Origin of the sequence: Falsiroseomonas bella (assembly GCF_003173615.1) — a bacterium.
Classification (GTDB): Bacteria; Pseudomonadota; Alphaproteobacteria; order Acetobacterales; family Acetobacteraceae; genus Falsiroseomonas; species Falsiroseomonas bella.
In genome coordinates, this window is the sequence record NZ_QGNA01000001.1 from 950917 (window position 1) to 974235 (window position 23319).

Annotated in this window: 26 protein-coding genes; 15 read left to right on the forward strand and 11 right to left on the reverse strand. The window is 72.8% G+C overall.

The window, feature by feature from the left end:
• The first annotated feature begins 83 nt into the window (after window positions 1–83).
• Complete coding sequence (gene murJ / locus DFH01_RS04395) at window positions 84–1622, forward strand: murein biosynthesis integral membrane protein MurJ (protein WP_109869147.1); 1539 nt, start codon at window positions 84–86, stop codon at window positions 1620–1622.
• A 15-nt stretch (window positions 1623–1637) separates the two neighbouring features.
• On the opposite strand, the gene DFH01_RS04400 is transcribed toward murJ, so the two are convergent.
• Complete coding sequence (locus tag DFH01_RS04400; RefSeq protein ID WP_109869148.1) at window positions 1638–2297, reverse strand: peroxiredoxin; 660 nt, start codon at window positions 2295–2297, stop codon at window positions 1638–1640.
• A gap of 219 nt (window positions 2298–2516) precedes the next feature.
• Between DFH01_RS04400 and DFH01_RS04405 the strand changes: the two genes are divergently transcribed.
• From DFH01_RS04405 to DFH01_RS04430, 6 genes are all read left to right on the forward strand, one after another.
• On the forward strand, window positions 2517–2810 hold the full coding sequence (locus tag DFH01_RS04405; protein WP_109869149.1) for a PGPGW domain-containing protein: 294 nt from the start codon (window positions 2517–2519) through the stop codon (window positions 2808–2810).
• Between the two features lie 76 nt (window positions 2811–2886).
• Window positions 2887–3441, forward strand: coding sequence for a DUF4142 domain-containing protein (locus DFH01_RS04410; protein ID WP_109869150.1), 555 nt, complete (start codon window positions 2887–2889; stop codon window positions 3439–3441).
• 129 nt (window positions 3442–3570) lie between these two features.
• Window positions 3571–4338: an imidazole glycerol phosphate synthase subunit HisF gene (hisF, locus tag DFH01_RS04415; protein WP_109869151.1), complete on the forward strand. Its 768-nt coding sequence runs from the start codon at window positions 3571–3573 to the stop codon at window positions 4336–4338.
• Window positions 4338–4907, forward strand: coding sequence for a phosphoribosyl-ATP diphosphatase (locus tag DFH01_RS04420; protein WP_233255953.1), 570 nt, complete (start codon window positions 4338–4340; stop codon window positions 4905–4907). Before hisF ends, DFH01_RS04420 begins: the two co-directional genes overlap by 1 nt.
• A gap of 73 nt (window positions 4908–4980) precedes the next feature.
• Entirely contained in the window at window positions 4981–5367 is a 387-nt protein-coding gene (locus DFH01_RS04425; RefSeq protein WP_109869152.1) for a histidine triad nucleotide-binding protein, read from the forward strand.
• Between the two features lie 31 nt (window positions 5368–5398).
• Window positions 5399–6244: a SirB1 family protein gene (locus tag DFH01_RS04430; protein ID WP_109869921.1), complete on the forward strand. Its 846-nt coding sequence runs from the start codon at window positions 5399–5401 to the stop codon at window positions 6242–6244.
• Here the strand turns inward: DFH01_RS04430 and DFH01_RS04435 are convergent.
• Both DFH01_RS04435 and DFH01_RS04440 read right to left on the reverse strand, forming a co-directional pair.
• Window positions 6241–6714 carry a VOC family protein gene (locus DFH01_RS04435; protein WP_109869153.1) on the reverse strand — a complete coding sequence of 158 codons (474 nt, stop codon included), beginning with the start codon at window positions 6712–6714 and terminating at the stop codon, window positions 6241–6243. The two genes, DFH01_RS04430 and DFH01_RS04435, sit on opposite strands and share 4 nt — an antisense overlap.
• Window positions 6715–6819: 105 nt before the next feature.
• On the reverse strand, window positions 6820–7836 hold the full coding sequence (locus DFH01_RS04440; protein WP_109869154.1) for a class I SAM-dependent methyltransferase: 1017 nt from the start codon (window positions 7834–7836) through the stop codon (window positions 6820–6822).
• 119 nt (window positions 7837–7955) lie between these two features.
• Between DFH01_RS04440 and DFH01_RS04445 the strand changes: the two genes are divergently transcribed.
• Window positions 7956–8618: a response regulator gene (locus tag DFH01_RS04445; protein WP_109869155.1), complete on the forward strand. Its 663-nt coding sequence runs from the start codon at window positions 7956–7958 to the stop codon at window positions 8616–8618.
• On the forward strand, window positions 8615–10051 hold the full coding sequence (locus tag DFH01_RS04450; RefSeq protein ID WP_109869156.1) for a sensor histidine kinase: 1437 nt from the start codon (window positions 8615–8617) through the stop codon (window positions 10049–10051). Before DFH01_RS04445 ends, DFH01_RS04450 begins: the two co-directional genes overlap by 4 nt.
• Here DFH01_RS04450 and pdxR read toward each other — a convergent pair.
• Window positions 9978–11408 (reverse strand): MocR-like pyridoxine biosynthesis transcription factor PdxR, encoded by a 1431-nt coding sequence (gene pdxR / locus DFH01_RS04455; protein WP_109869157.1) that lies wholly within the window; start codon window positions 11406–11408, stop codon window positions 9978–9980. The genes DFH01_RS04450 and pdxR overlap by 74 nt on opposite strands.
• Before the next feature lie 83 nt (window positions 11409–11491).
• Between pdxR and DFH01_RS04460 the strand changes: the two genes are divergently transcribed.
• Window positions 11492–12184 (forward strand): pyridoxamine 5'-phosphate oxidase family protein, encoded by a 693-nt coding sequence (locus tag DFH01_RS04460; protein ID WP_109869158.1) that lies wholly within the window; start codon window positions 11492–11494, stop codon window positions 12182–12184.
• Between the two features lie 7 nt (window positions 12185–12191).
• Here the strand turns inward: DFH01_RS04460 and DFH01_RS04465 are convergent, their stop codons facing one another.
• The gene (locus DFH01_RS04465) at window positions 12192–12413 is read right to left on the reverse strand and encodes a hypothetical protein (RefSeq protein WP_109869159.1); all 222 of its coding nucleotides are present in this window, start codon (window positions 12411–12413) and stop codon (window positions 12192–12194) included.
• A 1-nt stretch (window position 12414) separates the two neighbouring features.
• Window positions 12415–13653, reverse strand: a complete 1239-nt coding sequence (locus DFH01_RS04470) for an MFS transporter (RefSeq protein WP_233255954.1) — start codon at window positions 13651–13653, stop codon at window positions 12415–12417.
• Between the two features lie 195 nt (window positions 13654–13848).
• Here DFH01_RS04470 and sorT point away from each other — a divergent pair, with 195 nt between their 5' ends.
• The 5 genes from sorT to DFH01_RS04495 are packed head-to-tail and all read left to right on the forward strand — an operon-like array spanning window position 13849 to window position 19112.
• A complete protein-coding gene (gene sorT, locus DFH01_RS04475) occupies window positions 13849–15039 on the forward strand; it encodes a SorT family sulfite dehydrogenase catalytic subunit (protein WP_109869161.1) in 1191 nt (396 codons plus the stop codon).
• A complete protein-coding gene (gene sorU / locus DFH01_RS04480; RefSeq protein WP_109869162.1) occupies window positions 15014–15352 on the forward strand; it encodes a SorU family sulfite dehydrogenase c-type cytochrome subunit in 339 nt (112 codons plus the stop codon). The genes sorT and sorU overlap by 26 nt, the downstream gene beginning before the upstream one ends.
• Before the next feature lie 42 nt (window positions 15353–15394).
• Window positions 15395–16645 (forward strand): putative DNA modification/repair radical SAM protein, encoded by a 1251-nt coding sequence (locus DFH01_RS04485; RefSeq protein WP_109869163.1) that lies wholly within the window; start codon window positions 15395–15397, stop codon window positions 16643–16645.
• Window positions 16645–18105, forward strand: coding sequence for a UdgX family uracil-DNA binding protein (locus tag DFH01_RS04490; RefSeq protein WP_233255955.1), 1461 nt, complete (start codon window positions 16645–16647; stop codon window positions 18103–18105). Before DFH01_RS04485 ends, DFH01_RS04490 begins: the two co-directional genes overlap by 1 nt.
• A 47-nt stretch (window positions 18106–18152) precedes the next feature.
• Complete coding sequence (locus tag DFH01_RS04495; RefSeq protein WP_109869164.1) at window positions 18153–19112, forward strand: hydroxymethylglutaryl-CoA lyase; 960 nt, start codon at window positions 18153–18155, stop codon at window positions 19110–19112.
• A gap of 58 nt (window positions 19113–19170) precedes the next feature.
• Here the strand turns inward: DFH01_RS04495 and DFH01_RS04500 are convergent, their stop codons facing one another.
• The 5 genes from DFH01_RS04500 to DFH01_RS04520 form a co-directional block, all read right to left on the reverse strand.
• Window positions 19171–19755: an NADPH-dependent FMN reductase gene (locus DFH01_RS04500; protein ID WP_233255956.1), complete on the reverse strand. Its 585-nt coding sequence runs from the start codon at window positions 19753–19755 to the stop codon at window positions 19171–19173.
• 2 nt (window positions 19756–19757) lie between these two features.
• Window positions 19758–20936 carry a JmjC domain-containing protein gene (locus DFH01_RS04505; protein ID WP_109869165.1) on the reverse strand — a complete coding sequence of 393 codons (1179 nt, stop codon included), beginning with the start codon at window positions 20934–20936 and terminating at the stop codon, window positions 19758–19760.
• Between the two features lie 30 nt (window positions 20937–20966).
• A complete protein-coding gene (locus DFH01_RS04510; RefSeq protein ID WP_109869166.1) occupies window positions 20967–21551 on the reverse strand; it encodes a hypothetical protein in 585 nt (194 codons plus the stop codon).
• Window positions 21552–21634: 83 nt separating this feature from the next.
• Window positions 21635–22054 carry an OmpA family protein gene (locus DFH01_RS04515; protein WP_109869167.1) on the reverse strand — a complete coding sequence of 140 codons (420 nt, stop codon included), beginning with the start codon at window positions 22052–22054 and terminating at the stop codon, window positions 21635–21637.
• Window positions 22051–23274, reverse strand: a complete 1224-nt coding sequence (locus DFH01_RS04520) for a cupin domain-containing protein (protein WP_109869168.1) — start codon at window positions 23272–23274, stop codon at window positions 22051–22053. Before DFH01_RS04520 ends, DFH01_RS04515 begins: the two co-directional genes overlap by 4 nt.
• Window positions 23275–23319 lie beyond the last annotated feature (45 nt).

The following is a 23319-nucleotide window of genomic DNA, read 5'->3' on the forward strand; positions in this document are numbered from 1 at the left end:
TGCCATTCACCTAGGCGCATGCAGCCCCCGGGACAACCCGAGCGGGCCTTCCGGCCCTTCTTCCGGGCTGCTAACCCGCGCCGATGCTTCGCAGCGTGGCGACCGTCGGCGGCTGGACCATGGCGAGCCGCATCCTCGGCTTCGCGCGCGACATGCTGATCGCGGCGAAGCTCGGCGCCGGGCCCGTGGCGGATGCCTTCTTCGTGGCGCTGAAGCTGCCCAACCTGTTCCGCCGCCTGTTCGGCGAGGGGGCCTTCAACGCCGCCTTCGTGCCCGCCTTCGCCGGCAGCTACGCGGTGGAGGGGGCGCGCCAGGCGCGGGAGCTCGCGAACAGCCTGGCCGGGCTGATGACGATCTGGCTCTCCGCGCTGGTGATCCTCGGCATCGTGTTCATGCCGCAGCTGCTGTTCGTGCTGGCGCCCGGCTTCGTGGGGGAGGCGGTGCGCTTCCCGCTGGCCGTCGAGCTCACGCGGATCACCTTCCCCTATCTGCTGTTCATCTGCCTGGCCGCGCTGGTCTCCGGCGTGCTGAACGGGATGGACCGCTTCGCGGCGGCGGCGGCCGCGCCGGTGCTGTTCAACCTGATCGCGATGGCGGCGCTGCTGGGGCTGACGCCTTTCGTCGCCACGCCCGGCCATGCGCTCGCCTGGGGCGTGCTGGCCTCGGGCGTCGCGCAGCTGGCGCTGGTGCTGGTGGCGGCGCGCAGCGCGGGCATGGCGATCAACCCGCTGTCGCGCCCGCGGCTGACGCCGGCGGTGCGCGGCGTGCTGCGGCGGATGGTGCCGGGGCTGGTGGGCGCGGGGGTGACGCAGCTCAACCTGGCGATCGACATCGTCATCGCCAGCCTGCTGCCTGCGGGCGCGGTGAGTTACCTCTACTACGCCGACCGCATCGCGCAGCTGCCGCTCGGCGTGATCGGCGCGGCGGTGGGCACGGCGCTGCTGCCGCTGCTGGCGCGGCAGCTGCGCAGCGGGCAGCCCCTGTCCGCGCATCGCAGCCAGAACCGCGCCATCGAGCTGTCGCTCGCCTTCGCGCTGCCGGCGGCCTTCGCCATGGCGGTGGCGGCGGGGCCGATCATCTCCGCCCTGTTCGAGCGCGGCGCCTTCGGCGCGGCGGCCGCGAGCGCGACCGCGGCCGCGCTGGTCGCCTATGCGGTGGGGCTGCCGGCCTTCGTGCTGGTGAAGGCGCTGACGCCCGGCTTCTTCGCGCGCGGCGACACGGCGACGCCGGTGAAGGTCGGCTTCGGGATCGTGGCGCTCAACCTGCTGCTGAACCTGGCGCTGACGCCCTTCCTGGCGCATGTCGGCATCGCGCTCGCGACCTCGATCGCCGCCTGGGTGAATGTGGCGGTGCTGGGCTGGCTGCTGCTGCGACGGCGCAAGCTGGTGCTGGACCGGCGGTTGCGGCGCGCCGTGCCGCGGCTGCTGCTGGCGGCCGCGGCGATGGCCGTGGTGCTGGCGGCGCTGGAGGCGGCGCTGTTCCCGCTGGCGTCCGGCTGGGCGCGGCTGCTGGCGCTCGGTTTCCTGGTCGGCGCGGGCATGGCGGCCTATTTCGGCGCGGCGCATCTGCTCGGCGGCCTCGACCTGCGCGAGGCCGCCCGGATGCTGCGGCGGAAGCGCTAGCTTCGTGCCGCGTGGTCAGCCCGTCGGCTGCTTGACGATGCGCAGATAGGGCTTCGGCGCGCGCCAGCCATCGGGGAAGCGCTGCCGCGCCTCTTCCTCGCCGACCGAGCCGGCGATGATCACATCCTCGCCGGGCTGCCAGTTGGCCGGCGTCGCGACCTTGTGCTTCGCCGTCAGCTGCAGGGAGTCCAGCACGCGCAGGATCTCGGCGAAGTTGCGCCCCGTCGTCATCGGATAGGCCAGCACCAGCTTGATGAGCTTGTCGGGGCCGATCATGAACACCGTGCGCACCGTGGCGTTGTCCGCCGCGGTGCGACCTTCCGAGGTTTCGCCCGCGCCGGCCGGCAGCATGCCGTAGAGCTTCGAGACCTTCAGGTCGGGGTCGCCGATCATCGGGTAGTCCGGCCTGAAGCCCGTGACCTCCTTGATGTCGTCCGACCACTTCGCGTGGGAATCCACGGGGTCCACGCTCAGGCCGATGATCTTGCAGTTCCGCTTCGCGAACTCCTCGGCCATGCCGGCCATGGTGCCGAGCTCGGTCGTGCAGACCGGCGTGAAGTCCTTGGGGTGCGAGAACAGCACGCACCAGGCATCGCCCATCCACTCGTGGAAGCGGATGCGCCCGATCGTCGTCTCGGCCTCGAAATCGGGCGCCTTCTGGTTGATGGGCAGCATGTAGGTCGTCTCCTTGCGGCCCGCGGGCAGGCCTGCAGCCGCGGCGCTGGCGGCGGATGTGTCCACTTCCGCGCGGGCCCGTCAACGAGGAGGCGCCGGACGCTGCGGCGGCCGGCGGCGGGAGCAGAAGCTTCTCCGCCGGCGGCCGCGGCGGGCGGCAACCCGCTCCGGCGCCGGAGGGCGTTGCGCCGGGCCGGCGGCGGAACCATCTGCGCGCCCATGATGGAGTTTCGGCCTTCGGTCCGGCGCAAGGCGGCCGGGATCAGCCTGCTCGGCCTCGGGGTGCTCGGGCTGGTGCTGCCCTTCCTGCAGGGCTTCCTGTTCCTGGCGCTCGGCCTGTTCGTGCTGCGGCACCAGTATCTCTGGGCGCATCGGGGCATGGGCTGGATCGCCGGGCGCTGGCCCGACGCGGTCGGGCAGGTGGAGACGATGGAGGCGCGGCTGATCGCGCGCTGGCAGCTCGGCATGGTGCGGCTGCGCCAGCGGGCCAGGCGGCTGTTCGGCCGGGCCTGATTCGGAGCGGGGCGGAGGAAACCACACACGGGCCTGGATTGTTTCCGGTCGCACGCAAGAGACCGGAGAACAGACCATGCGCCGACGCGCCCTGATGACCCTCGCCTTCACCGCCGCCGTCGCGGCTCCGGCACACGCCCAGCCGGCCCGCCCCCAGAACGTGATCGAGCAGCTGATCGACCGCCTGGCCGCAACGGGCCGCGGCGCCGACATCTTCGTGCAGATCGCCACGAGCGGGAACAACTTCGAGATCGAGTCCAGCCGCCTGCTGCTGGCCCGCAGCGCGCATCCGCAGATCCGCGACTATGCGCAGCGGATGATCGAGCAGCACGGCACGATGGCCGAGATCCTGGGCGCCCTGCCGGAGGCCAGCACCCGCACGCCCGGCGCGATGAACGACAGCCATACCGACCGGCTGCTGACGCTGCGCCGCCAGGAAAGCGTGGACATGCTGAACCGCTACTACGTGGAGCAGCAGGTCGAGGCGCATGAATGGGCCGTCCGCGCCTATGAGACCTTTGCCGAGAACGGCGAGGTGCCGGCGCTGAAGGCCTATGCGCAGCGCTTCCTGCCGATGATGCGTGAGCACCTGCAGGCGGCCCGCGCGCTGCAGCTGCCGCGCACCGAGTAGGCGGGCGGCAGCGCCACGGCTTGACCACCGGGCGCGCGGGGCGCACATCGCGCGCCTCGCGCCAGCGCGCGCGAGCCCCGCAACCCGGACCCGTCCCGCCCGGACAGGTTTCCGCCCCGGAGCACGCCGGTGCTGGCCCTGCGCGTCATTCCCTGCCTGGACGTCAAGGACGGCCGCGTCGTCAAGGGCGTCAATTTCGTTTCGTTGCGCGACGCCGGCGATCCCGTGGAGCAGGCGCGGACCTACGACCGCGAGGGCGCGGACGAGGTCACCTTCCTAGACATCGGCGCGACCCATGAGAACCGCGACACGATGTACGACGTGGTCAGCCGCACCGCCGCGGAGGTGTTCATCCCGCTGACCGTCGGCGGCGGCATCCGCAGCGTGGACGACATGCGCCGCCTGCTGCTGGCCGGCGCCGACAAGGTCTCCGTCAACTCCGCCGCCGTCGCCGATCCGGCGCTGGTGACGCGCGGCGCGGAGGCGTTCGGCAGCCAGGCGATCGTCGTCGCCATCGACGCGCGGCGCGCAGGGGAGGGCTGGGAGGTCTTCACCCATGGCGGCCGCCGCGGCACCGGCATCGACGCCGTCGCCTGGGCGCGCGAGGTGGAGCGCCGCGGCGCGGGCGAGATCCTGCTGACCTCCATGGATCGCGACGGCACCAAGCAGGGGTTCGACCTCGGCCTGTTGCGGGCGGTGCGCGCCGCCGTGCGGCTGCCGCTGGTTGCATCCGGCGGCGTGGGCAAGGCCGAGCACTTCGTGGAGGGTGCCAAGGCCGGCGCCACCGGGCTGCTGGCAGCGAGCGTGTTCCACTATGGCGAGATGCGGATCGCCGAGGCCAAGGCGGCGCTGGCCGCGGCCGGGCTGCCGATCCGCCCGGTTTCGGAGGCGCCCTGATGGCCAAGCCCGCCAAGAAGCCGGCGAAGAAGCCCGCGAAGAATCCGGCCAAAGGGCCCGCGAAGAAGGTCGCCACCAAGGGCAAGAAGAAGCTGCTCAAGCGCGGCACCGCGATGCCGCTGCCGCCCGGCATCCCGGCGCCCGCCGCCGCGCCGCCGCCCCCGGTGGACCCCGCCGCCTCCGCCCTGCAGCCCTTCAGTGTGGCCGGCGCCGAGGCGACGATCCTCGATGCGCTGTGGCGCACGGTGGAGACCCGCAGGCAGGCCGGCGACGTGGCGAATTCCCACTCCGCGCGGCTGCTCGCGCGCGGCACCGCGAAGGTCGCGCAGAAGCTGGGCGAGGAAGCGGTGGAATGCGTGATCGAGGCGACGCAGGGCCATCGCACGGCGACGATCCTGGAAAGCGCCGACCTGCTCTATCACCTCGTCGTCGTCTGGGTGGATGCCGGCATCAAGCCGGAGGAGGTCTGGACGGAGCTCGCGCGGCGGCAGGGCATCTCCGGCATCGCGGAGAAGGCGGCGCGGCCCAAGGCGCTGGTGCGCGCGGCGCAGACCACGAAGCTGCCCTGATCGCGGGGGCGCTTGCGCCTTCCGCGCCGCGCCGCCAGAAACCGGGCCGAGCCGATCCTTCGGGAGCCCGACGATGCGCGTGACAGGCCTGCCGCCCTACGATCCGAACAACGTCTTCGCCAAGATCCTCCGGGCCGAAATCCCCTGCCGGAAGGCGGGCGAGAACGACCACGCGCTCGCCTTCCACGACATCAACCCGCAGACGCCTGTGCATGTGCTGGTGATCCCGAAGGGCGCCTATGTCTCCGTGGCGGATTTCAGCGCGACCGCCACCGAGGCGGAGATCGCCGGCTTCTGGCGCCTGGTCGGGCAGGTGGCGCGGGAGTTGGGCCTGGAGGGTGGCGGCTACCGCATCCTGTCGAACATGGGCGAGGATGGCGGGCAGGAAGTGCCGCATTTCCATGTGCACATCTTCGGTGGGCGGCGCGTCGGCCGGATGGTGCCGCGGCCCGAGGCTTGACCCGCGCCCCGCGCCGCGCGACCTGCGCCGCATGACGAACCCGCTGATCGAGGCCCGCGCCGCGCTGGAGGCCGCCGGCCGCCTGCCGGATGCCGAGCTCGACATCGCCTCCGTCGCGCTGCAGCTCGCGCGGGTGGATGCGCCGTCGGAGGACTGGCACGCCGCCGAGGCGCATCTCAGCGAGATCGCGCGCGCGGCGGTGGAGGCCGCGGCCGCCGACCCGCAGGCGGATGCCGGCGACCTCGGCCGCCGTCGCGCGGCGCTGGCGGATCTGCTGCACGAGACCTTCGGCTATGCGGGCGACGCCGACACCTATGAGGACATGTCGAACGCCAACCTGCTGAAGGTGATCGGGCGCCGCCGCGGCCTGCCCGTCGCGCTCGGCATCCTCTGGCTGCACGCCGCCGATGCCGCGGGGTGGGAAGCGCATGGCGTGGATTTCCCGGGGCATTTCCTCGTCGCGCTGTCGGGGCGGGGGCAGGTGGTGGTGGATGTGTTCGGCGGCGGCACGCCGCTGGATGCGCGCGACCTGCGCGCGCTGCTGAAGCGCTTCGCCGGGGACACGGCGGAGCTCGGCCGCGACACGCTGGCGCCCATGACCAAGCGCAGCGTGCTGCTGCGGCTGCAGAACAACATCAAGGTGCGGCGGCTGCGCGAGGGCGACCTGGCGGGCGCCGTGGCCTGCACCGAGGACATGCTGCGCATCGCGCCCGACGCCGCGCCGCTGTGGCGCGAGGCCGGGCTGATGCACCAGCGCCTGGGCCACATCACCGGCGCGATCGTGAGCCTGGAGCGTTTCCTGGAACTGGCGCCGGACGGCCCCCAGGCCAGCCGCGTGCGGGGCCTGCTGGAGGAGCTGCGGCACCGGCTGAATTAGCCGCGGCGGGCCTTCTCGATCGCGGCGACGTCGATCCTGCGCATGGTCATCATGGCCTCGAAGGCGCGCTTCGCCTCGGCGCCGCCGGCGGCCATCGCCTCCAGCAGCACGCGGGGCGTGATCTGCCAGGAGATGCCCCAGCGATCCTTGCACCAGCCGCATTCGCTCTCCTGCCCGCCATTGCCGACGATGGCGTCCCAGTAGCGGTCCGTCTCCGCCTGGTCCTCGGTGGTGATCATGAAGGAGAAGGCTTCCGTGTGCCTGAACGCCGGCCCGCCATTGAGGCCGACGCAGCGGACGCCCGCGACGGTGAAGTCCACCAGGATCACGTCGCCTGCCTTGCCGGCGGGATAGTCGCTCGGCGCGCGATGCACGCCGTCCACGCTGCTGTCGGGGAAGACGCTGGCGTAGAAGCGCGCGGCGTCCTCGGCGTCCTTGTCGTACCAGACGCAGATCGTGTTCTTCGGCATGGCGCCTTGCTTTCGCTTGTCCGTGAGAGGCCGAGCTTACGCGTACAGCCTTCGATCGCCAGGACGGACGCGGAGCGCTCGCGCAATTGCGACGTGCCGTTCCGCTCAGGCCGGCGCGCCGAACCAGGGCAGCCGCGCCTCGCCCGCGCGTACGGGCCACGCAGCTTCGATCGCGGCATCGGCCATCTCGCGCACCGTCGCATGCCGCGCGCAGACGATCCGCTCCTCGAGGTTGCGCACAAGCCGCGCCACGCGCCGCGTGACGGGCGCGCCGGAGAGCAGGTAGGCAAGCGGACGGCCCGCCGTCGCGACCTGCGCGGCCAGGCTTCTCGCGAGCAGGGGATCCGCGCCGACCGGCGGCGGCTCGTCGGCGTGCCGGCGCCGGAACACCAGGGACGTGCCGGCACGATCTTCCTCCGCCACCGGCACGAAGCCCGCCTGCCATGCCAGCAGGCGCAGCGTCTCCGGCGTGAAGTTCCAGATATGCGCGGCGTGGAAGGTGTTGGCGGCCTGCTTGCGCACGCCCGCCAGGTTCGGGACCTCGATGAACAGCAATCCGTCCGGCGCGAGCCATCGCCTGATCCGATGCAGCGCATCCCAGGGATCGGCCAGGTGCTCCAGCACGTGGTTGAGCGTGACGAGGCCAAGGCTGCCCGGCGCGATCTCCGCCTCCTCCAGCCCGCCGCTCTCGACCGCGACGCCGTAGGTGCGGCGCGCGAAGTCGGCATAGCCGAGATTCGGCTCGATGCCGCGCGCGGCGAACCCGCCGCGCTGCATCACATAGGTGAACTCGCCGGAGGAGGCGCCGATGTCGAGAACCCGCGCGCCGGGCCGCAGCAGCGGCGCCAGGCGGCCGGCGCGCCCGAGGGCGCCGCGGAGCGCGCGCAGCGCGTGCTTGCGCTTGGGCTCCCACCCGCCCTTGTAGGCGACGCGGTAGCGCGTGGCGTAGAAGGCCGCGACCTCGGCCGGGTCCGGCAACGGGTGATGGCTGACCAGGCCGCAGCCGCGGCAGACCACGGTGGTCAGCGGGGCGAAGCCACGCCCGCGCGTGGCCAGAACCTGCCGCTCGATGCCCCGGCAAAGCCGGCATGGACTTGTCTCGATGCGCGCGCCGATCTTCATGCAACCCTCCGCGATGCGCGGCGGGGTAGCGGCGCGGCGCCCCGGTCCGCTGACGCGCGCTGTCAGCGTGGCGTCAGCGTCGGCGGGATAGGCGTGACGGATCGGCGCGGGACGGACGGATGCGGGTGCTTGTCGTGGAGGACGAGGCGGGGATCGCGCAGGACCTGCTTCGAGCCCTTGGTTCCGCGGGCTTCGCCGTGGAGCATGCGGCCGATGGCGATGCCGCCTGGCAGCGCGGCGGGGTCGAGCCCTTCGACGCGGCGATCCTGGACCTCGGCCTGCCGCGGATGGACGGGCTTTCGCTGATCCGCCGCTGGCGGGCGGAGGGCGTGGCCTTCCCCATCCTGGTCCTGTCGGCGCGCGGGGCCTGGACCACGCGCGTCGAGGCGATCGATGCGGGCGCCGACGACTTCCTCGTCAAGCCCTTCGCCATGGAGGAGCTGCTCGCGCGGCTTCGCGCGGTGCTGCGGCGCTCCGGCGGCCGTGCGTCCAACACGCTCCGCATCGGCGACCTCGTGCTCGACCTGCGGGCGCGGCGGCTGGCGCGAGACGGACAGCCGGTGGAGCTGACGCCGCTGGAATTCCGGCTGCTGGCCTATCTGATGCACCATGCCGGACGGGCGGTGCACCAGACCGAGCTGACGGAGCATCTCTACGCCGAGGAGGCCGATCGCGGCGACAACGCGGTCGAGGCGCTGGTGGCGCGGCTGCGCCGCAAGGTGGGCGCTGACGCCATTCGCACCCGGCGCGGCCATGGCTACGTGATCGGGGAGGCGCCATGACGCGTTCCCTGCGGGCGCGCTTCGCGCTGGTCGCGCTGGCGACGGCGCTGGCCGCGGCGGTGGCCGTCGGCCTGGCGGTGCAGGGCCTGTTCGAGCGGCATGTCGAGCGCGAGATGCTGGCCGAGCTCGACGCCGATCTGCGCTTCCTCGGCCGCAACCTCGCCATGCAGGACGGCGCGGCGACCATCCGCGTCCAGCCGCTGCCCGATCCGCGCTTCCAGGAACCGCTCTCCGGCCTCTACTGGCAGGTGCGAGACGACGCGACGGGCGCGCTGCTGCGCTCGCCCTCCCTCGGCGGGTGGGAGTTTCCGCTGCAGGCCGACGCGCTGCGCCCCGGCGAGCGGCACCGGCACATCGTCCTGGGTCCGGAGGGCACGAAGCTGATCGTGCTCGAACGGCGGATCGACGATGCGGCGGGCGCGTCGGCGCGCTACCGCGTGGCGGTGGCGATGGACCGCAAGCTGCTGGAGGCGGCGAACCGCGCCTTCCTGCTGGACCTCCTGCCCGCACTCGCCGCCATCGCGGCCGGGCTGGGCGCCGCCTTCGCGCTGCAAGGCGCCATCGCGCTCTGGCCGATCCGGCGGGCGCGGCAGGCGCTGCGGGAATTGCGCGCGGGCCGGCGCGCGCGCCTCGGGCAGGCGCTGCCTTCGGAACTGGGCGGCCTCGCCGACGATTTCGACGCGCTGCTCGATGCGCAGCGGCAGAGCATCCGCCTCGCCCGCGAACGTGCGGCGGAGCTGGCGCATGGGCTGCGCACGCCGCTGGCGCTGCTGAACGCGCAGGCGCGGGCGCTGCGCGAGCGCGGCGAGGCGCAGGCCGCCTGCGCGCTCGAATCGGCGACCGCGGGCATGGAGGCGCGCATCACGCGCGAGCTCGCCCGCGCCCAGATCCGCGGCCCTGCCCCGCTCAGCGGCCCGGTCCTGCTGGCGCCCGTCGTTGCGCGGATCGTGGGTGCGCTTGCGCGGATGGCCGGCGACGACACCGTCGCATGGCGCCAGGAAATTCCCGCGGGACTGACGGCGCCGCTCGATGAGGGCGACCTCGTGGAGCTGATCGGCACCCTGCTTGAGAACGCCGCCAGGTTCGCGCGCTCCGACATCCGCGTCGCGGCCCGGTCCCGGGACGGATCGCTGCTGTTGCTGATCGAGGATGACGGTCCCGGCATCCCGCCGCAGGATCGTCCCGCAGCCCTGGCGCGGGGCGTCCGGCTCGACGCGGAGCGCGGCGGCACCGGGCTCGGCCTGGCCATCGCCGACGACATCGTCCGGGCCTATGGCGGCGATCTGCAGCTGGAAGACGGCGCGGCGGGCGGGCTTTGCGTGCGTATCGTCCTTCCGGCGCAGAGCGGCACGCCGCCGGTCAGCGACAGGCCCGCAGAACCGCGCCCAGCCGCCGCGCAGCGCGTCGCAGCGACTGCGGTTCGTGGCCCGTGAAGCCCAGCATGAGCGCCTGCACCGGCGGTGCGGCGAGATACATGGGGCTGACCGCGCGGGCGACGATGCCGGCCTCCGCGGCCGCGCGCGACACCGCCACGTCCGACAGGCCGCCGCCGAGCCGCGCGAGCAGCTTCATGCCCTGATCGGGCGGCTCCGGGATCAGCAGGTCGGGCGCGGCTTCCGACAATGCCTCGGCCAACGCGTCGCGCGCTGTGCGGTAGCGCAGGCGCATGCGGCGCAGATGCTGCGTGAAGTGGCCCTCGGCCAGGAAGTCGGTCACGACGGCTTCCTGCAGCACCGCGGGGTGCCAGTCCGACAGGCGGCGCGCTGCCAGCACCGGGTCCAGCAGCGCCGGCGGCAGCACGGCGTAGCCGAGCCGCAATCCCGGAAACAGCACCTTCGAGAAGGTGCCGACATAGATCACGCGCCCCGCCTCATCCACGCCCTGCAGGGACGCCAGCGGGCGGCCGGCGTAGCGGAATTCGCTGTCGTAGTCGTCCTCCAGCACATAGGCGCCGCTGCGGCGCGCCCAGGCCAGCAACTCCAACCGCCGCGGCATGGAAAGCTGCATGCCGAGCGGGTAGTGGGAGGAGGGCGTGACGTAGGCCAGCCGTGCCTCCGGCGCCGCGGCGATGCCGGCCGCGACATCGAGGCCCTGCGCATCCACCGGCACGGGCACGATGCGCGCGCGCGCCGCCGCCAGCGCGGCCTGCACGGCGGGATAGCAGGGATCCTCCAGCCACACCGCGTCGCCCGGCGCGATCAGCACGCGCAGCACCAGGTCCAGCGCCTGCTGCGCGCCGGCGGTCACCACCACCTGCTCCGGCTCGCAGCGCACGGCGCGGGCGGCGCGGAGATAGGCGGCGATGGCCTGGCGCAGCGCCGCGGATCCGCGCGGGTCGGAGTAACCGAGCAGGCGTGGATCGGGCCGGCGCAGGTGGCGCAGCGTCAGGCGGCGCCAGACCTCCAGCGTGCGCTGGTCCAGCGCGACGCGGCCGGTGGTGAAGGGGGCGGTGCCGTAGAGGTCCAGCGCCTCCTCCGAAGGCGCTTCGCGCGGCGGCGATGGCGCGGGGGCGGGTTCCGGCACGTCGGGCAGGTCGGCCGCGACGAAGGTGCCGGCGCCGACCCGGCCGCGCACGAAACCCTCGGCGAGCAACTGTTCGTAGGCCGCGACGACGGAGTTGCGCGCCACGCCGAGATCGACGGCGAGCGCGCGGCTCGGCGGCAGGCGCGCGCCGGGCGGCAGCACGCCGGACAGGATCGCGCCGCGCAGCGCCAGGTAGATCTGGCGCAGCAGCGGCACGGGGCCGGCGCGGTCTATGCCGGGCAGCAGCAGGTCGGCGTGGCTCTGCATTGGTCCGGCATGATGGCACGGAATTGGCCCTCGCGCAGGACCAATCTTCGGCGCCTTCTGGCGTCCTGCAAGGAGTGCCCGCGATGGACGGTTCCTACCCCGTGACCGAGCGCAACAAGGTCCGGCGCCTGCACGAGCGCGGGCGCTACGACCGCGAATCGGTGCATGCGATCCTCGACGCGGCGATGCTGTGCCACATCGCCTATGTCATCGAGGGCCAGCCCTATTGCACGCCGACGGTCTTCTGGCGCGAGGGCGACCATCTCTACTGGCACGGCTCCGCCGCCAGCCGGATGCTGCGCGCGCAGAAGGGCGGCGTGCCGGTGTGCCTGACGGTCACGCATCTCGACAGCCTCGTGCTGGCGCGCTGCGGCTTCAACCACTCGGTGGATTATCGCTCGGCGATGTGCTTCGGCACGGCGCATATCGTGGACGACCCGGCGCACAAGGCGCGCGCGCTGGATGCGATGGTGAACCGCCTCTATCCGCAGCGCGCCGCGACGCTGCGCGAGAGCACCGCGCAGGAGCTGAAGGCGACGACGGTGATCGGCATGGCGATCGAGCAGGCCAGCGGCAAGATCCGCACCAAGGGCGTCGCCGACGAGGAGGAGGACTACGCGCTGCCGATCTACGCGGCGCGCATCCCGGTGGTGCAGGTGCTCGGCACGCCGGAGCCCTGCCCGCGCCTGCCCGCCGGCGTGCCCTTGCCGGAGGGGCTGCGTGGCTTCGTCGCGGGGCGGCGGCTGGATGAGGTGATGACAGAGAACGCGGGGTGAGAGCGGGCTACAGGTGCCGGCCGCGCTCCAGGATCTCGAGCGTGTACTCGCGATAGCTCATCCCGAGCTCCTCGGCGCGCGCGAGGCGTCGCAGCGCGATCTCGCGCGGCGCCGACCACGCCTTCTTCTTCGCGCGCTTCCAGCACCAGAGGCGCCAGCCGGCGGGATCGTCATCGTCTTCGAGCGGCGGCCCGCCATTGTGGCCGAGGCGGGCGGGCGCTTCGGGCATGCTATTCGGCGGCCGCCGGCACGGCGCGGGGCGGCAGGGACTTCGCCCACAGCTCGGGCTCCAGCTCCTCCCGCCGGTTCGGGAAGAACAGCGCGCAGACGATGGTGATGCCGGCGAAGACGCTCATCACCGCCAGCACCGCACCCTGCCCGCCGGTGGACTGGTGCAGCCAGGCGACGACGGGGCTCGCCGCCGCGGCGCCCAGAAAGCCCACGAAGAAGCGGATCGAGTAGAGCTTGGTGCGCAGCGCCGGCGCCACGTAGCGCGCCGTCATCGTCTCGTTGACGGTGACCTGGCCGAAGATCGCGGCGGCGAGCAGCCCGCCGACGAGCAGCACCGGCCAGCCCTCCAGCACGGAGAGCAGCGCGAGGCCCGGCATCTGCACGAAGGCCAGCGGCATGAAGACGCGCTTCAGCGTGGAGCGGTCGATGATGCGCCCCACGGTGAACTGCGTGGCGCCGCCGCAGAGCGTGACGAGGAAGGCGAGCATGCCCACCACCGGCAGCAGGTCCGGGCTGCCGGCCAGCCGTTCCTCGATCAGCTTCGGCAGCAGCAGGGTGAAGGCGTTGAAGATGAAGCCGCCGACGGCGGCGAGGCTCAGCAGCACGATCACCGCGCGGCGGACGACCTCGCGCGGGATCTCCGGGAAGGGGCGGCTTGCCGCCTTGGCCTTCGCCGCATCCACGGCGCCCTCGCGCAGATAGACCAGGCCGGCGAGGAAGCAGAGCAGGCCCGGGATGATGAAGGCCCAGCGCCAGCCGAGCCCGGCCGCGACCGCGGCGGTGACGACAGGTGCCGTGGCAACGCCGAGATTGCCGAAGACGCCGTTGAGCCCCATCGCCCGGCCGACGCGCGCGCCGGCCGCATCCACCAGCATCGCCGTGCCGATCGGGTGGTAGATGGCGCTGAAGGCGCCCATCAGCGCGAGGGCGAGGGCGAGGCTCACCGGCCCCGGCGCGAGGCCCGCCAGCGCCATCGCGCCGCCGGTGCCGAGAAAGAAGGCCGCCATCAGCCGCGGGCGGCCGAAGCGCTCCGCAAGCCAGCCCATCGGCAGGGAGCCGAGGCCGTAGAACACGAACATGCCGGTGCCGAGCGCGAGGATCGGCCCGTAGAGGCCGCCGAAGCCCTGCGCGTCCTGCACCACCATGGCCAGCACGGCGGTGGCCAGGATCAGCAGCCCGTAATGGGTGAAGACATGCGCCAGGTTGACGAAGACGATCTGGCGGCCTGCGGCGTCCATGGCGGGCATCCTGCGCCGGCAAGCGGGTTCCGCAAATCCCTTTTTCCCGTATCCCGTCGGCGCGGCATCCGCCGCAACTTCGCGCGACGGGCTCCCCCCTCCGTACTCTTCCGTACTGGCCGCCGAATGTCACCGCGCCACTTGCCGGACATGAAGGCCCGGATCGCGGGCCCAGGCCTGCAGGGAGGCAGCACCATGACACCATCCGGAATCGCGCGGCGGCGCTTCTTCGTGGGCGCGGCCGGCGCGGGCGCGGCCTTGGGGCTCGGCGGCGGCGGGGCGGCGGCGCAGCCAGCGCGCGGCGCGGGCGGGCTGCCGGACTACGTGGCGTGGAAGGATGCGGAGGACCTCATCGTCCACACGCCGCGCACCATCGAGATGAAGCGCAGCGCCTTCGGCAGCAGCGGCATCACGCCCGACACCGACCTCTTCGTCCGGAACAACCTGCCGCCGCCGGATGCGCGCATCCTGGAGGATCGCGACGGCTGGGAGGTCTCGGTGGAGGGCGTGCGCAATCCGCGCCGCGTCGCGCTGCGCGAGCTGAAGGCGATGGGCGTGGAGAGCGTGGCGGCGGTGCTGCAATGCAGCGGCAACGGCCGTGCCTTCTTCGACCACAAGGCCAGCGGTACGCAATGGCGCGTCGGCGCCGCTGGCAACGTGATGTGGAGCGGCGTGCCGCTGCGCGCCGTGGCGGAGGCGATGGGCGGCGTCGCAGACGGCATGCGCTTCATCACCGCGCGCGGCGGCGAGGACATCCCGCAGGGCATCGACCCGCGCACCGTGATGGTGGAGCGCTCGGTGCCGATCGCGGCGATGGACCGGGCGCTGCTTGCGTGGGAGCTGAACGACGACCCTGTGCCGCTGGCGCATGGCGGGCCGCTGCGCCTGGTGCTGCCGGGCTTCTTCGGCGTGAACAACGTCAAATACGTGAAGCGCCTGGCCTTCACCGCGGAGGAGAGCGACGCGGCGATCCAGCGCACCGGCTACCGCGTGCGGCCGGTCGGGCAGCGCGGCGCGCCGAGCCAGCCCTCCATGTGGGAAATGACGGTGAAGTCCTGGGTGACGCAGCCGCTGCGCGAGACGGCTGACGGGCCTGTGCAGATCCTGGGCGTCGCCTTCGGCGGCGCGCGGCCGCTGCGGCGCGTGGAGGTCTCGACCGATGGCGGCAGCAACTGGCAGGAGGCGCGGCTGCTCGGCCCCGATCTCGGCCGCTACGCCTGGCGGCCCTTTGCGCTGGCGGCGGAGCTTTCGCCCGGCACGCATCTCGTCGCCAGCCGCGCGACGGATGAGGAGGGGAACAGCCAGCCGGAGAAGATGGAGCCGAACGAGCGCGGCTATGGGCACAACGGCTGGCGGGACCATGCGGTCGAGATCACGGTGCGCTGACCTCGCCGCCGCGGCGTCGCTCGCCGCGGCGGTCCTGCTGCTGCTGGCCCCGGCTTCGGCGAAGGATGCGGCCTCGGGCCGGGAGGTCTTCACCGAGGCCGCGGCGCCGGCCTGCTCGATCTGCCACGCCCTGGCGGCGGCCGGGGCGAGCGGGGAGATCGGGCCGAGCCTGGATGCGCTGAAACCCTCCGCGGACCAGGTGCGGCGGGCGGTGACCGAGGGGCCGGGCAACATGCCGTCCTACGCCGACAGCCTCTCCGACGCGCAGATCGAGGCGGTGGCGAAGTTCGTGGCGGAAAGCGCGGGGGGCTGATTCGGCTCTTGCGGAAAGCGTGCAGGAACATATCATGAACACATGGACCTGCGCCAGAAGCTCGAGATCCTTGCCGACGCCGCGAAATACGACGCTTCCTGCGCGTCCTCCGGCACGGCGAAGCGCGACTCGACGCGGGGCGGGCTGGGCAGCACGGAGGGCATGGGGATCTGCCACGCCTACGCGCCGGACGGGCGCTGCATCTCGCTGCTGAAGATCCTGCTGACCAATGCCTGCGCCTTCGACTGCGCCTACTGCGTGAACCGCGCGAGTTCGAACGTGCGGCGCGCGCGCTTCACGGTGGCCGAGGTCGTGAAGCTGACGCTCGACTTCTACCGGCGCAACGCGATCGAGGGGCTTTTTCTTTCGTCGGGCATCACGCGATCCGCCGACTGGACGATGGAGCAACTGGTGCTGGTCGCGCGCACGCTGCGCGAGGAGCACGGCTTCCAGGGCTACATCCATCTGAAGACCATTCCCGACGCGTCGCCGGAACTGGTGGAGGAAGCGGGGCGCTGGGCGGATCGCCTCTCGATCAACATCGAACTGCCGGAAGCTGGCAGCCTGAAGGCGCTCGCGCCCGAGAAGGATCTGTCCGAGATCAAGAAGGCGATGGGCGGGCTGCGCGCGCGCATCGAGGGCGCGCGGGAGGACCTGCGTACGGCACGGCGCGCGAAGGCGCCGCGCTTCGCGCCGGCGGGGCAGAGCACGCAGATGATCGTGGGCGCCGATGCCTCGGACGATGCGACCATCCTCGGCACGGCGACGGATCTCTATGCGGGCTACCGGCTGAAGCGGGTGTACTACTCCGCCTATTCGCCGATCCCGGATGCGTCGCGCGCCCTGCCGCCAATCGCGCCGCCGCTGGTGCGGGAGCACCGGCTCTACCAAGCGGACTGGCTGCTGCGCTTCTACGGCTTCTCGCGCGAGGAGGTGATAGCGGGCGGCGAGGGCGGGATGCTGGACCTGTCCCTCGACCCCAAGACCGCCTGGGCGCTGAAGCACCGCGCCGACTTTCCCGTGGACCTGAACCGCGCCCCGCGGGAGCGGCTGCTGCGGGTGCCGGGGCTGGGCGCGAAGACGGTTGACAAGATCCTCGCCACGCGCCGGCACAGCGCGATCCGTGCGGAGGATCTCGCGCGGTTGCACGTGAGCCTGCCGAAGGTGCTGCCCTTCGTGATCACGGCGGACCACCGGCCGCGCCTGCTGGACAGCGGCGGCCTGCGGGAGCGGCTGATCCCGGGCACCGCCTTCGTGGCTGCGGCGCGGCCGGTGCAGATGAGCCTGTTCTGATGGGCATGGCCGCCGTCCTGCCCGGCCCGGCCGACTTCGCCGCCTGGCGCGGCGCGGCGCGCGGCATGCTCGCCGCCGGCGTGCCGCCTGAAGACACGGAATGGCGGGTCGCCGGCGATGCGCCGAGCCTCTTCGCCGAGGCGGCGCCGCCGCCCGCCTCCAGTGGCGCGCACGTGCCGCGTGCCTTCGTGGACCTGGCCGAGATCGCGATCCGCCATGCCGATCCGGAGCGCTTCGCGCTGCTGTATCGCGTGCTGTGGCGCCTGACGCATGGCGAGCCGGCGCTGATGCAGGTGGCGACCGATGCGGACGTCGTGCGGCTGCACGCCATGGCCAAGGCGGTGAAGCGCGATGCGCACAAGATGCACGCCTTCCTCCGCTTCCGGCAGGTCGAGACCGAGGCCGGCACGCGCCACGTCGCCTGGTTCGAGCCGGACCATCACATCGAGGACGCCGAGGCCGGCTTCTTCGTGCGGCGCTTCGCCGGGCTGCGCTGGTCGATCGTGACGCCGCGGCGGAGCGTGCACTGGAACGGCACCGATCTCTCCTTCGGCCCGGGAGGACGCCGGCAGGACGTGCCGCCCGACGACGCGGTGGAGCCTCTGTGGCGTGCCTACTACGCCGCGATCTTCAACCCCGCGCGGCTCAAGCCCGGCGCGATGCGTGCGGAGATGCCGCGCAAATACTGGCGCAACATGCCGGAGACGGCGGAAATCCCGCGCCTGATGGCGGAAGCGCCGCGCCGCGCGGCGGAGATGCTTTCCCGCGATGCGACCGCGCCACGGCCCAATCCGCAACGCCTGCATCCGCCCGGCCGGGCCGACGTTGAGGAGGCGATGGACCTGCTCGATGCCGGAACCGATCCGAAGGCGGCGCTTGCCGCGCTCGCACGCGAGCTGGCGGGCCGGAACGACCTGCCGGACTTCGCACGGCGCGCGACGCAGATGGTGTTCGGCGAAGGGCCGGTCGGCGCGCCGTTGTTCTTCGTGGGCGAGCAGCCGGGCGACGAGGAGGACATCCAGGGCAGGCCCTTCGTCGGGCCCGCGGGACGGCTCTTCGATCGTGCGCTGGATGCCGCGCAGGTGCCGCGCGACGAGGCCTATGTCACCAATGCGGTGAAGCACTTCAAGTTCACGCCGACCGGCAAGCGGCGGCTGCATCAGAGCCCGGATGCCGGCGACATCGCCTATTACCGCCCCTTCCTGCTGCGCGAGATCGGCATCGTCGCGCCGCGCCTGCTGGTCGGGCTCGGCGCGACGGCGCTGCGCGCGCTGACCGGCAAGGCGGTGCCGGTGATGAAGGCGCGCGGCACGATCCTCCCCGGGCCCGAGGGTTTGCCGGTCTTCGCCACCGTCCATCCCAGCTACCTGCTGCGCCTGCCGGACGAGGAGGTGCAGCGGCGCGAATATGCCCGCTTCGTGGAGGACCTGCGCGCCGCGCATGCGCAGGCGGCGGCCTAGACCTGCCGGGGCTGCCGTGGCTACCTGCCGCGCAGGAGGACCCACCGATGAGCGACCTGCCGAAGAGCGTCGAGATCCGTGAGGAAGGCCCCCGCGAAGGCTTCCAGATCGAGCCCGGCCCGATCCCGACCGAGCGGAAGGCCGCGCTGGTCAACGCCCTGGCCGCGACGGGCCTGCAGCAGATCCAGGTCTGCTCCTTCGTCTCGCCGAAGCTGGTGCCGGGCTGGGCCGATGCGGATGCGATGATGGCGATGGTGACGCCGCCGCCGGGCGTGTCGTTCACGGCGCTCTGGTTCAACGCGCAGGGGCTGAACCGTGCGCTGGCCTTCCGCGACAGGCTGAAGATCTACGGCTCGATCTCCTTCGCCGCCTCGGAGGCGTTCCAGAAGAAGAACCTCAACCGGGACCGCGCCGGCCAGATCGAGGCGCAGCGCGCCCTGGCCAAGGCACACCAGGATGCGGGCGTCGCGGTGACGCGCATCGGCATCCAGGCCGCCTTCGGCTGCAACTACATGGGCGACGTGCCGCCCGAGCTTGTCGTGCGCGCGGTGCAGGATGCCTATGACGTCGCAGAGGAGGCCGGCGCGACGATCACCGAGCTGATGCTCGCCGACACCATGGGCTGGGCGACGCCGCTGCGCATCGAGCGCACGCTCGGCGCGGTGCGCGCGCGCTGGCCGGATGTGGCGATCGGGCTGCATCTGCACGACACGCGGGGGCTCGGCATCGCCAATGCGATGGCGGGGCTGCGCATGGGTGTCGCGAAGTTCGACACGACCGTCGGCGGCCTCGGCGGCTGCCCCTTCGCCGGGCAGCCGGGCGCGCCGGGCAACATCTGCACGGAGGAGCTGGCGCTGCTCTGCGGCGAGATGGGCATCGAGACCGGCATCGACCTCGATGCGCTGATCGAGGCCGGGCACCTGGCCGAGGACATCGTCGGCCACAAGCTGCCGAGCGAGTTGCTGCGCTCCGGCTCGCTCGACGCCTTCCGCCGCAAGGCGGCCTGATGGCCGCTGCGCGGCACATGCCGCGGCGCCAGTTCGGGCGCTCGACCGCTGCTGACGCTCAGCCCCGCAGCAGCCGCGCCCACTCGGCCAGCGCGGCCACGCATTTCGCCACGGCGGCGAGGCTGCGCTCGTCGGTCAGCTCGCCCTCAGTGAAGCGGGTGCCGGCGCTGCCGACATAGACTTCCGGTCCGGGCATCACGCGCATGCCCGTGTTGAGCAGCACGGTGCGCAGTTGCTGCTGCGACCGCGCGGTGCCGAGCGAGCCCGGCGTCGCGCCCATGATCGCCACCGGCAGGTCCTGCAGCGGCGTCTTGCGCGTCTCGCCTTCGGGCGCTGTGCGGCCGCCGATGCCCTCCGCGCGGGAGGCCCAGTCGATCGCGTTCTTCAGTGGGGCGGGCATGCCGGCGTTGTATTCGGGCGTCGCGACCAGCATCGCCTCGGCCGGCCACAGCGCGCGCCGGAACTCCTGCACGGCCGCGGGCCATGCCGGCTTCTCGAGGTCCTCGTTGATCAGCGGCAGCGCGCCGATCTCCACCACCTCGAGCGTGACGCCGGCCGGCAGATGCGCCGCGGCGGCGCGCAGCAGCGCACGGTTGTAGGACGCGGCGCGCAGGCTGCCGCAGATGCCGACGATCTTCACCATGTTCAGCTCTCCCGGACGACCAGGCCTCGTCGCATGAGTCGCCGGCAGAAATCCACCGCGCCGTCCCCGAGTTCCCCGGGCGTCGCGCCGTCGGCGAGGCGCTCCATCCAGCCGGCCTGCCGCGCATCCAGCCGAAGCTGCGCGCCCACCCAGCGCAGGGAGGCGCCGCCATCGGCCTCCGGCACCAGCACATGCAGCACGCCGGGCGCCAGGCGGAGCCGCGTGCCCTCCTCCGGCATCGGCACGAACAGGCCACGCCCGAGCAGCGCGGGACGATCCGCCGCCAGCCGGTCCAGCAGTTCCAGCGCCGTGCGTTCCAGCGCCGCCGGCTCCGCGAGGCGCGCCGCGAGCGGCCGCGCCATCTCCGCCAGCCGCCCCGGCCCCTCCGCCAGGCGCCACGTGGGAAACGTCTCGCGCAGCGCCGGCTCAGTCTCCTCCAGCAGGTCCACCGCCAGGCGCAGCACGGCGGCGAAGGAGGGGTCCATCAGCCCGATGGTGATGTGCAGCGACGGCGCATCGCCCGCCTGCGCCGCGGCATCATGCATCACGCCGCGGGGAACGTAGAGCGTGTCGCCCGCGCGCAGCGTCAGCGCCGCCGGTTCGCCACTCGCAGAAAGATTGCCGGGCCAGGGCGTGCGGCGCGTCGGGCGCGGCACGGGCTGGTCGGGGAACAGCCGCCAGCGCTTCTCGCCGGTCACCTGCAGCACCAGCACGTCATGCGTGTCGTAATGCACCCGGAACCCCTGCGCGCCCGGGGGCGTCAGGTAGATGTTGGCCTGCACCGCGTGCAGGAAAATCTGCTCCAGGCCGCGGCAGAAGCGCATCAGCGGCGGATGCATCTCGTGGAACTGGGAGACCACCAGCGTCGCGCCAGCGTCGAAGGCGCCGAACAGGCCGGGCAGGTCCACGCGGTCGTCGTCGCGCAGGTATTCGTGCCGTGGCACCGCGGCGCTGCCCTCCCGCCGGCTGTCGGCCATGGAGACGCGCGGCGCGCGCGCCGCATCGGTGGCCAGGAAGGCATCGAGATCCGCGACCGAGAGCAGCGAAGCGTGATGGCCGGGCGCGGGGCCGGGCACATGGCGCCAGGCGGTGCCCTCGCGCAGCGCCAGCCCGTCCTCGACGGGCAGGTCGCCGAAGGCCTGGCGCCAGGCCGTTTCCGCCAATGTCGCGTCGCTCGTCATCGGCGCCAGCCTATCGGCCCGGCCGCGCGGTCACCAGCGGCGTCGGCCGCGGCCGGGCGGATCGGAGGGATCGCTGTCGCTCGGTCCGGCGAGATAGCGCGGCACGCCGGAATAGCCGCGGCCACGGCCGGGCGGGTCGGACGGGTCGCTGTCGCTGGCGCCGCTGCGATAGGGCGCGCGGTACCCGCCGCGTCCGCCGCCGGGCGGATCGGACGGGTCGCTGTCATTGGCGCCGGTGCGATAGGAGGCGCGATAGCCGCCGCGTCCGCCGCCGGGCGGATCGGAGGGATCGTTGTCGCTGACGCCGGTGCGATAGGGGGTGCGATAGCCGCCGCGTCCGCCGCCCGGCGGGTCGGCCGGGTCGTTGTCGCTGGGCCCGGCGCGATAGGGCGCGCCGTAGCCGCCGCGCCCACCGCCAGGCGGGTCGGAGGGGTCGTTGTCGCTGGCACCGGAATAGCTGGCGCCGGCCGGCGGATAGGGCGGCACATGCGCGGTCGGCGGCAGCGGGGCCACGCAGGCCGAGGTGGCGCCGCCCGCCCCGCCCACGGCCAGCAGCTGCAGCACGAACAATCGCCGCCGCAGCGGCTTCGCCGGTTCCCCTTCGCCATCGGCCATGGCGCAATCCTCCCGGACCGGAACGGCCCGCGCCGCAGGCTGCGCGGAAATCATGGCGATGGCGTGAAGGAACCGCGCCGGAATCAGCGCGGGGCGGGCATCACCACGATCGTCACGGCGCGCGCGCCCGGCTCCTGCAGGCGGCCGCTATAGGCCGTGACGCGCGCCTCGGCCCGCACGCGGTCGCGCTCCACCCCGCGCTGCGCCAGCGCCTGCGCCACCGCCCGCGCGCGACGCGCCGCGAGCTGGGTGGAGCTTTCGGCGCCCAGGCTGCGATCGGCATGGCCGAGGACGCAGATGTTCCGCTCCGGCTCCGCCTTCGCCAGCGCGGCGGCGGTGTCGATGCCGGTGCGCGCAACCTCCCGCAGCCGGTCGGAGCCGCGTTCGAAGGGCACGGCGAAGACATCGTCCTCCAGCGCCTCGGCCCCGACGCAGGAGAAGTCGCGCGGCTGGCCGAGTGCCAGGCCCGGCCAGAGCAGCGCGAGCGCCAGAAGCCGCCTCAAGCCGCGGGCACCAGCAGCCCGGCGCCGGCCAGCCTGCCGAGCAGCGCCTCGGCCTCCACGGCCGGATGCGCGCGGGCGAGCTCCGGCGCGGTGACGTCGTTGCGGGCCAGCAGCCAGCCGGCGGCCTCGGCCTCCGGCGGGCTCAGCGGCAGGACGCCGCTCGCGGTCTTCACCACCCACTCCGCGCCGCGCCGCACCGGCTTGGCGCCGTTCGCCACCACGCGAAAGGACGCGGCGCCCTCGCCCGCTTCCTCGGCCGCGCCGCCGCCGATGCCGCGGGCGGAGAGAATGTCGTAGCCGCCGCGGCTGTAGCGATAGCCCGCCACGAACTGCGCCAGCGCCTCCATCACCTTCGGCTCCTTCGCGAATTCGGCGATGCGCTGGCCGAGCAGGCCGGCGCGCTGCGTCAGCGCGAATTTCGCCGGTGCGGTTCCATCCTGGCGCGGCAGCGGCTTGCGGAACTCCGCATCGTGCAGCGCGCGTTCCATCAGGATGTTGAGCAGGTCCATCCCGAGCGGCGCGTGGACGCCATAGGCGATGTGCACGCTCGCCGGCGCCTCGGCCAGCGCGTCGTGGTACCAGCCGCGCGGCAGGTAGAGGAGGTCGCCGGGCTTCATCTTCACCACGCCGCGCAGCTTGCCGCGGGCCTGGTCGTGATGCGCCTGGGGCTGGCCCTTGAAGACCGGATGCGGGATCGGCCACTCGGCGCGACCTTCCCAGATGTTCCAGTCCTTCTCGCCTTCCACCTGCACGGCCCAGACGTCGTGCGTGTCGTAGTGGGTCTTGAACGCCTTGTGGCTCTGCCAGGAGATGTAGACATTGGCCTGCGCCTTCCCGAGCCCCGCCGCCTCCAGCGCATTGGAGACGGAGGCGAGGCCGGGCGTGAGGCTGTCCACGTCGTTCATCACCACGCTCGCGCCCTTGGCGATCCAGGCCTGCACGAGCTTCGCATCGGGCTGCAGCACCTGGCCGCCGTCGCGGCCAAGGGTGCGCGTGCAGAACTGCTCGGGCGGGATGGTCTGGCTGTCCAGCACCAGCTTCAGCGAGGTGCCGGTCCAGATATGCGTCATGTCGAGCAGCCGGTTGATCTGCCGCCAGGACAGCACCTGCGCGAACTTTCCCGGCGTGCCGCGCACATGCAGCGGCGCCCTGTCGTAATGCTCGGCCAGGAACTGCTCCGGCGTTACCGGGGCGAGCAGCGCGGCGAAATCGGTGATCATGGCCGGTTTCTACCATCCCGCGCGGAGCCGTGACACGGGTCCGTG

What these genes read in the sequence shown, in the direction of transcription:
- murJ (WP_109869147.1), top strand. Translation starts at nt 84, where the DNA reads ATGCTTCGCAGCGTGGCGACCGTCGGCGGCTGGACCATGGCGAGCCGC.
- DFH01_RS04400 (WP_109869148.1), bottom strand. Translation starts at nt 2,297, where the DNA reads ATGCTGCCCATCAACCAGAAGGCGCCCGATTTCGAGGCCGAGACGACG.
- DFH01_RS04405 (WP_109869149.1), top strand. Translation starts at nt 2,517, where the DNA reads ATGATGGAGTTTCGGCCTTCGGTCCGGCGCAAGGCGGCCGGGATCAGC.
- DFH01_RS04410 (WP_109869150.1), top strand. Translation starts at nt 2,887, where the DNA reads ATGCGCCGACGCGCCCTGATGACCCTCGCCTTCACCGCCGCCGTCGCG.
- DFH01_RS04420 (WP_233255953.1), top strand. Translation starts at nt 4,338, where the DNA reads ATGGCCAAGCCCGCCAAGAAGCCGGCGAAGAAGCCCGCGAAGAATCCG.
- DFH01_RS04425 (WP_109869152.1), top strand. Translation starts at nt 4,981, where the DNA reads ATGCGCGTGACAGGCCTGCCGCCCTACGATCCGAACAACGTCTTCGCC.
- DFH01_RS04430 (WP_109869921.1), top strand. Translation starts at nt 5,399, where the DNA reads ATGACGAACCCGCTGATCGAGGCCCGCGCCGCGCTGGAGGCCGCCGGC.
- DFH01_RS04435 (WP_109869153.1), bottom strand. Translation starts at nt 6,714, where the DNA reads ATGCCGAAGAACACGATCTGCGTCTGGTACGACAAGGACGCCGAGGAC.
- DFH01_RS04440 (WP_109869154.1), bottom strand. Translation starts at nt 7,836, where the DNA reads ATGAAGATCGGCGCGCGCATCGAGACAAGTCCATGCCGGCTTTGCCGG.
- DFH01_RS04445 (WP_109869155.1), top strand. Translation starts at nt 7,956, where the DNA reads ATGCGGGTGCTTGTCGTGGAGGACGAGGCGGGGATCGCGCAGGACCTG.
- DFH01_RS04450 (WP_109869156.1), top strand. Translation starts at nt 8,615, where the DNA reads ATGACGCGTTCCCTGCGGGCGCGCTTCGCGCTGGTCGCGCTGGCGACG.
- pdxR (WP_109869157.1), bottom strand. Translation starts at nt 11,408, where the DNA reads ATGCAGAGCCACGCCGACCTGCTGCTGCCCGGCATAGACCGCGCCGGC.
- DFH01_RS04460 (WP_109869158.1), top strand. Translation starts at nt 11,492, where the DNA reads ATGGACGGTTCCTACCCCGTGACCGAGCGCAACAAGGTCCGGCGCCTG.
- DFH01_RS04465 (WP_109869159.1), bottom strand. Translation starts at nt 12,413, where the DNA reads ATGCCCGAAGCGCCCGCCCGCCTCGGCCACAATGGCGGGCCGCCGCTC.
- DFH01_RS04470 (WP_233255954.1), bottom strand. Translation starts at nt 13,653, where the DNA reads ATGGACGCCGCAGGCCGCCAGATCGTCTTCGTCAACCTGGCGCATGTC.
- sorT (WP_109869161.1), top strand. Translation starts at nt 13,849, where the DNA reads ATGACACCATCCGGAATCGCGCGGCGGCGCTTCTTCGTGGGCGCGGCC.
- sorU (WP_109869162.1), top strand. Translation starts at nt 15,014, where the DNA reads ATGCGGTCGAGATCACGGTGCGCTGACCTCGCCGCCGCGGCGTCGCTC.
- DFH01_RS04485 (WP_109869163.1), top strand. Translation starts at nt 15,395, where the DNA reads ATGGACCTGCGCCAGAAGCTCGAGATCCTTGCCGACGCCGCGAAATAC.
- DFH01_RS04490 (WP_233255955.1), top strand. Translation starts at nt 16,645, where the DNA reads ATGGGCATGGCCGCCGTCCTGCCCGGCCCGGCCGACTTCGCCGCCTGG.
- DFH01_RS04495 (WP_109869164.1), top strand. Translation starts at nt 18,153, where the DNA reads ATGAGCGACCTGCCGAAGAGCGTCGAGATCCGTGAGGAAGGCCCCCGC.
- DFH01_RS04500 (WP_233255956.1), bottom strand. Translation starts at nt 19,755, where the DNA reads ATGGTGAAGATCGTCGGCATCTGCGGCAGCCTGCGCGCCGCGTCCTAC.
- DFH01_RS04505 (WP_109869165.1), bottom strand. Translation starts at nt 20,936, where the DNA reads ATGACGAGCGACGCGACATTGGCGGAAACGGCCTGGCGCCAGGCCTTC.
- DFH01_RS04510 (WP_109869166.1), bottom strand. Translation starts at nt 21,551, where the DNA reads ATGGCCGATGGCGAAGGGGAACCGGCGAAGCCGCTGCGGCGGCGATTG.
- DFH01_RS04520 (WP_109869168.1), bottom strand. Translation starts at nt 23,274, where the DNA reads ATGATCACCGATTTCGCCGCGCTGCTCGCCCCGGTAACGCCGGAGCAG.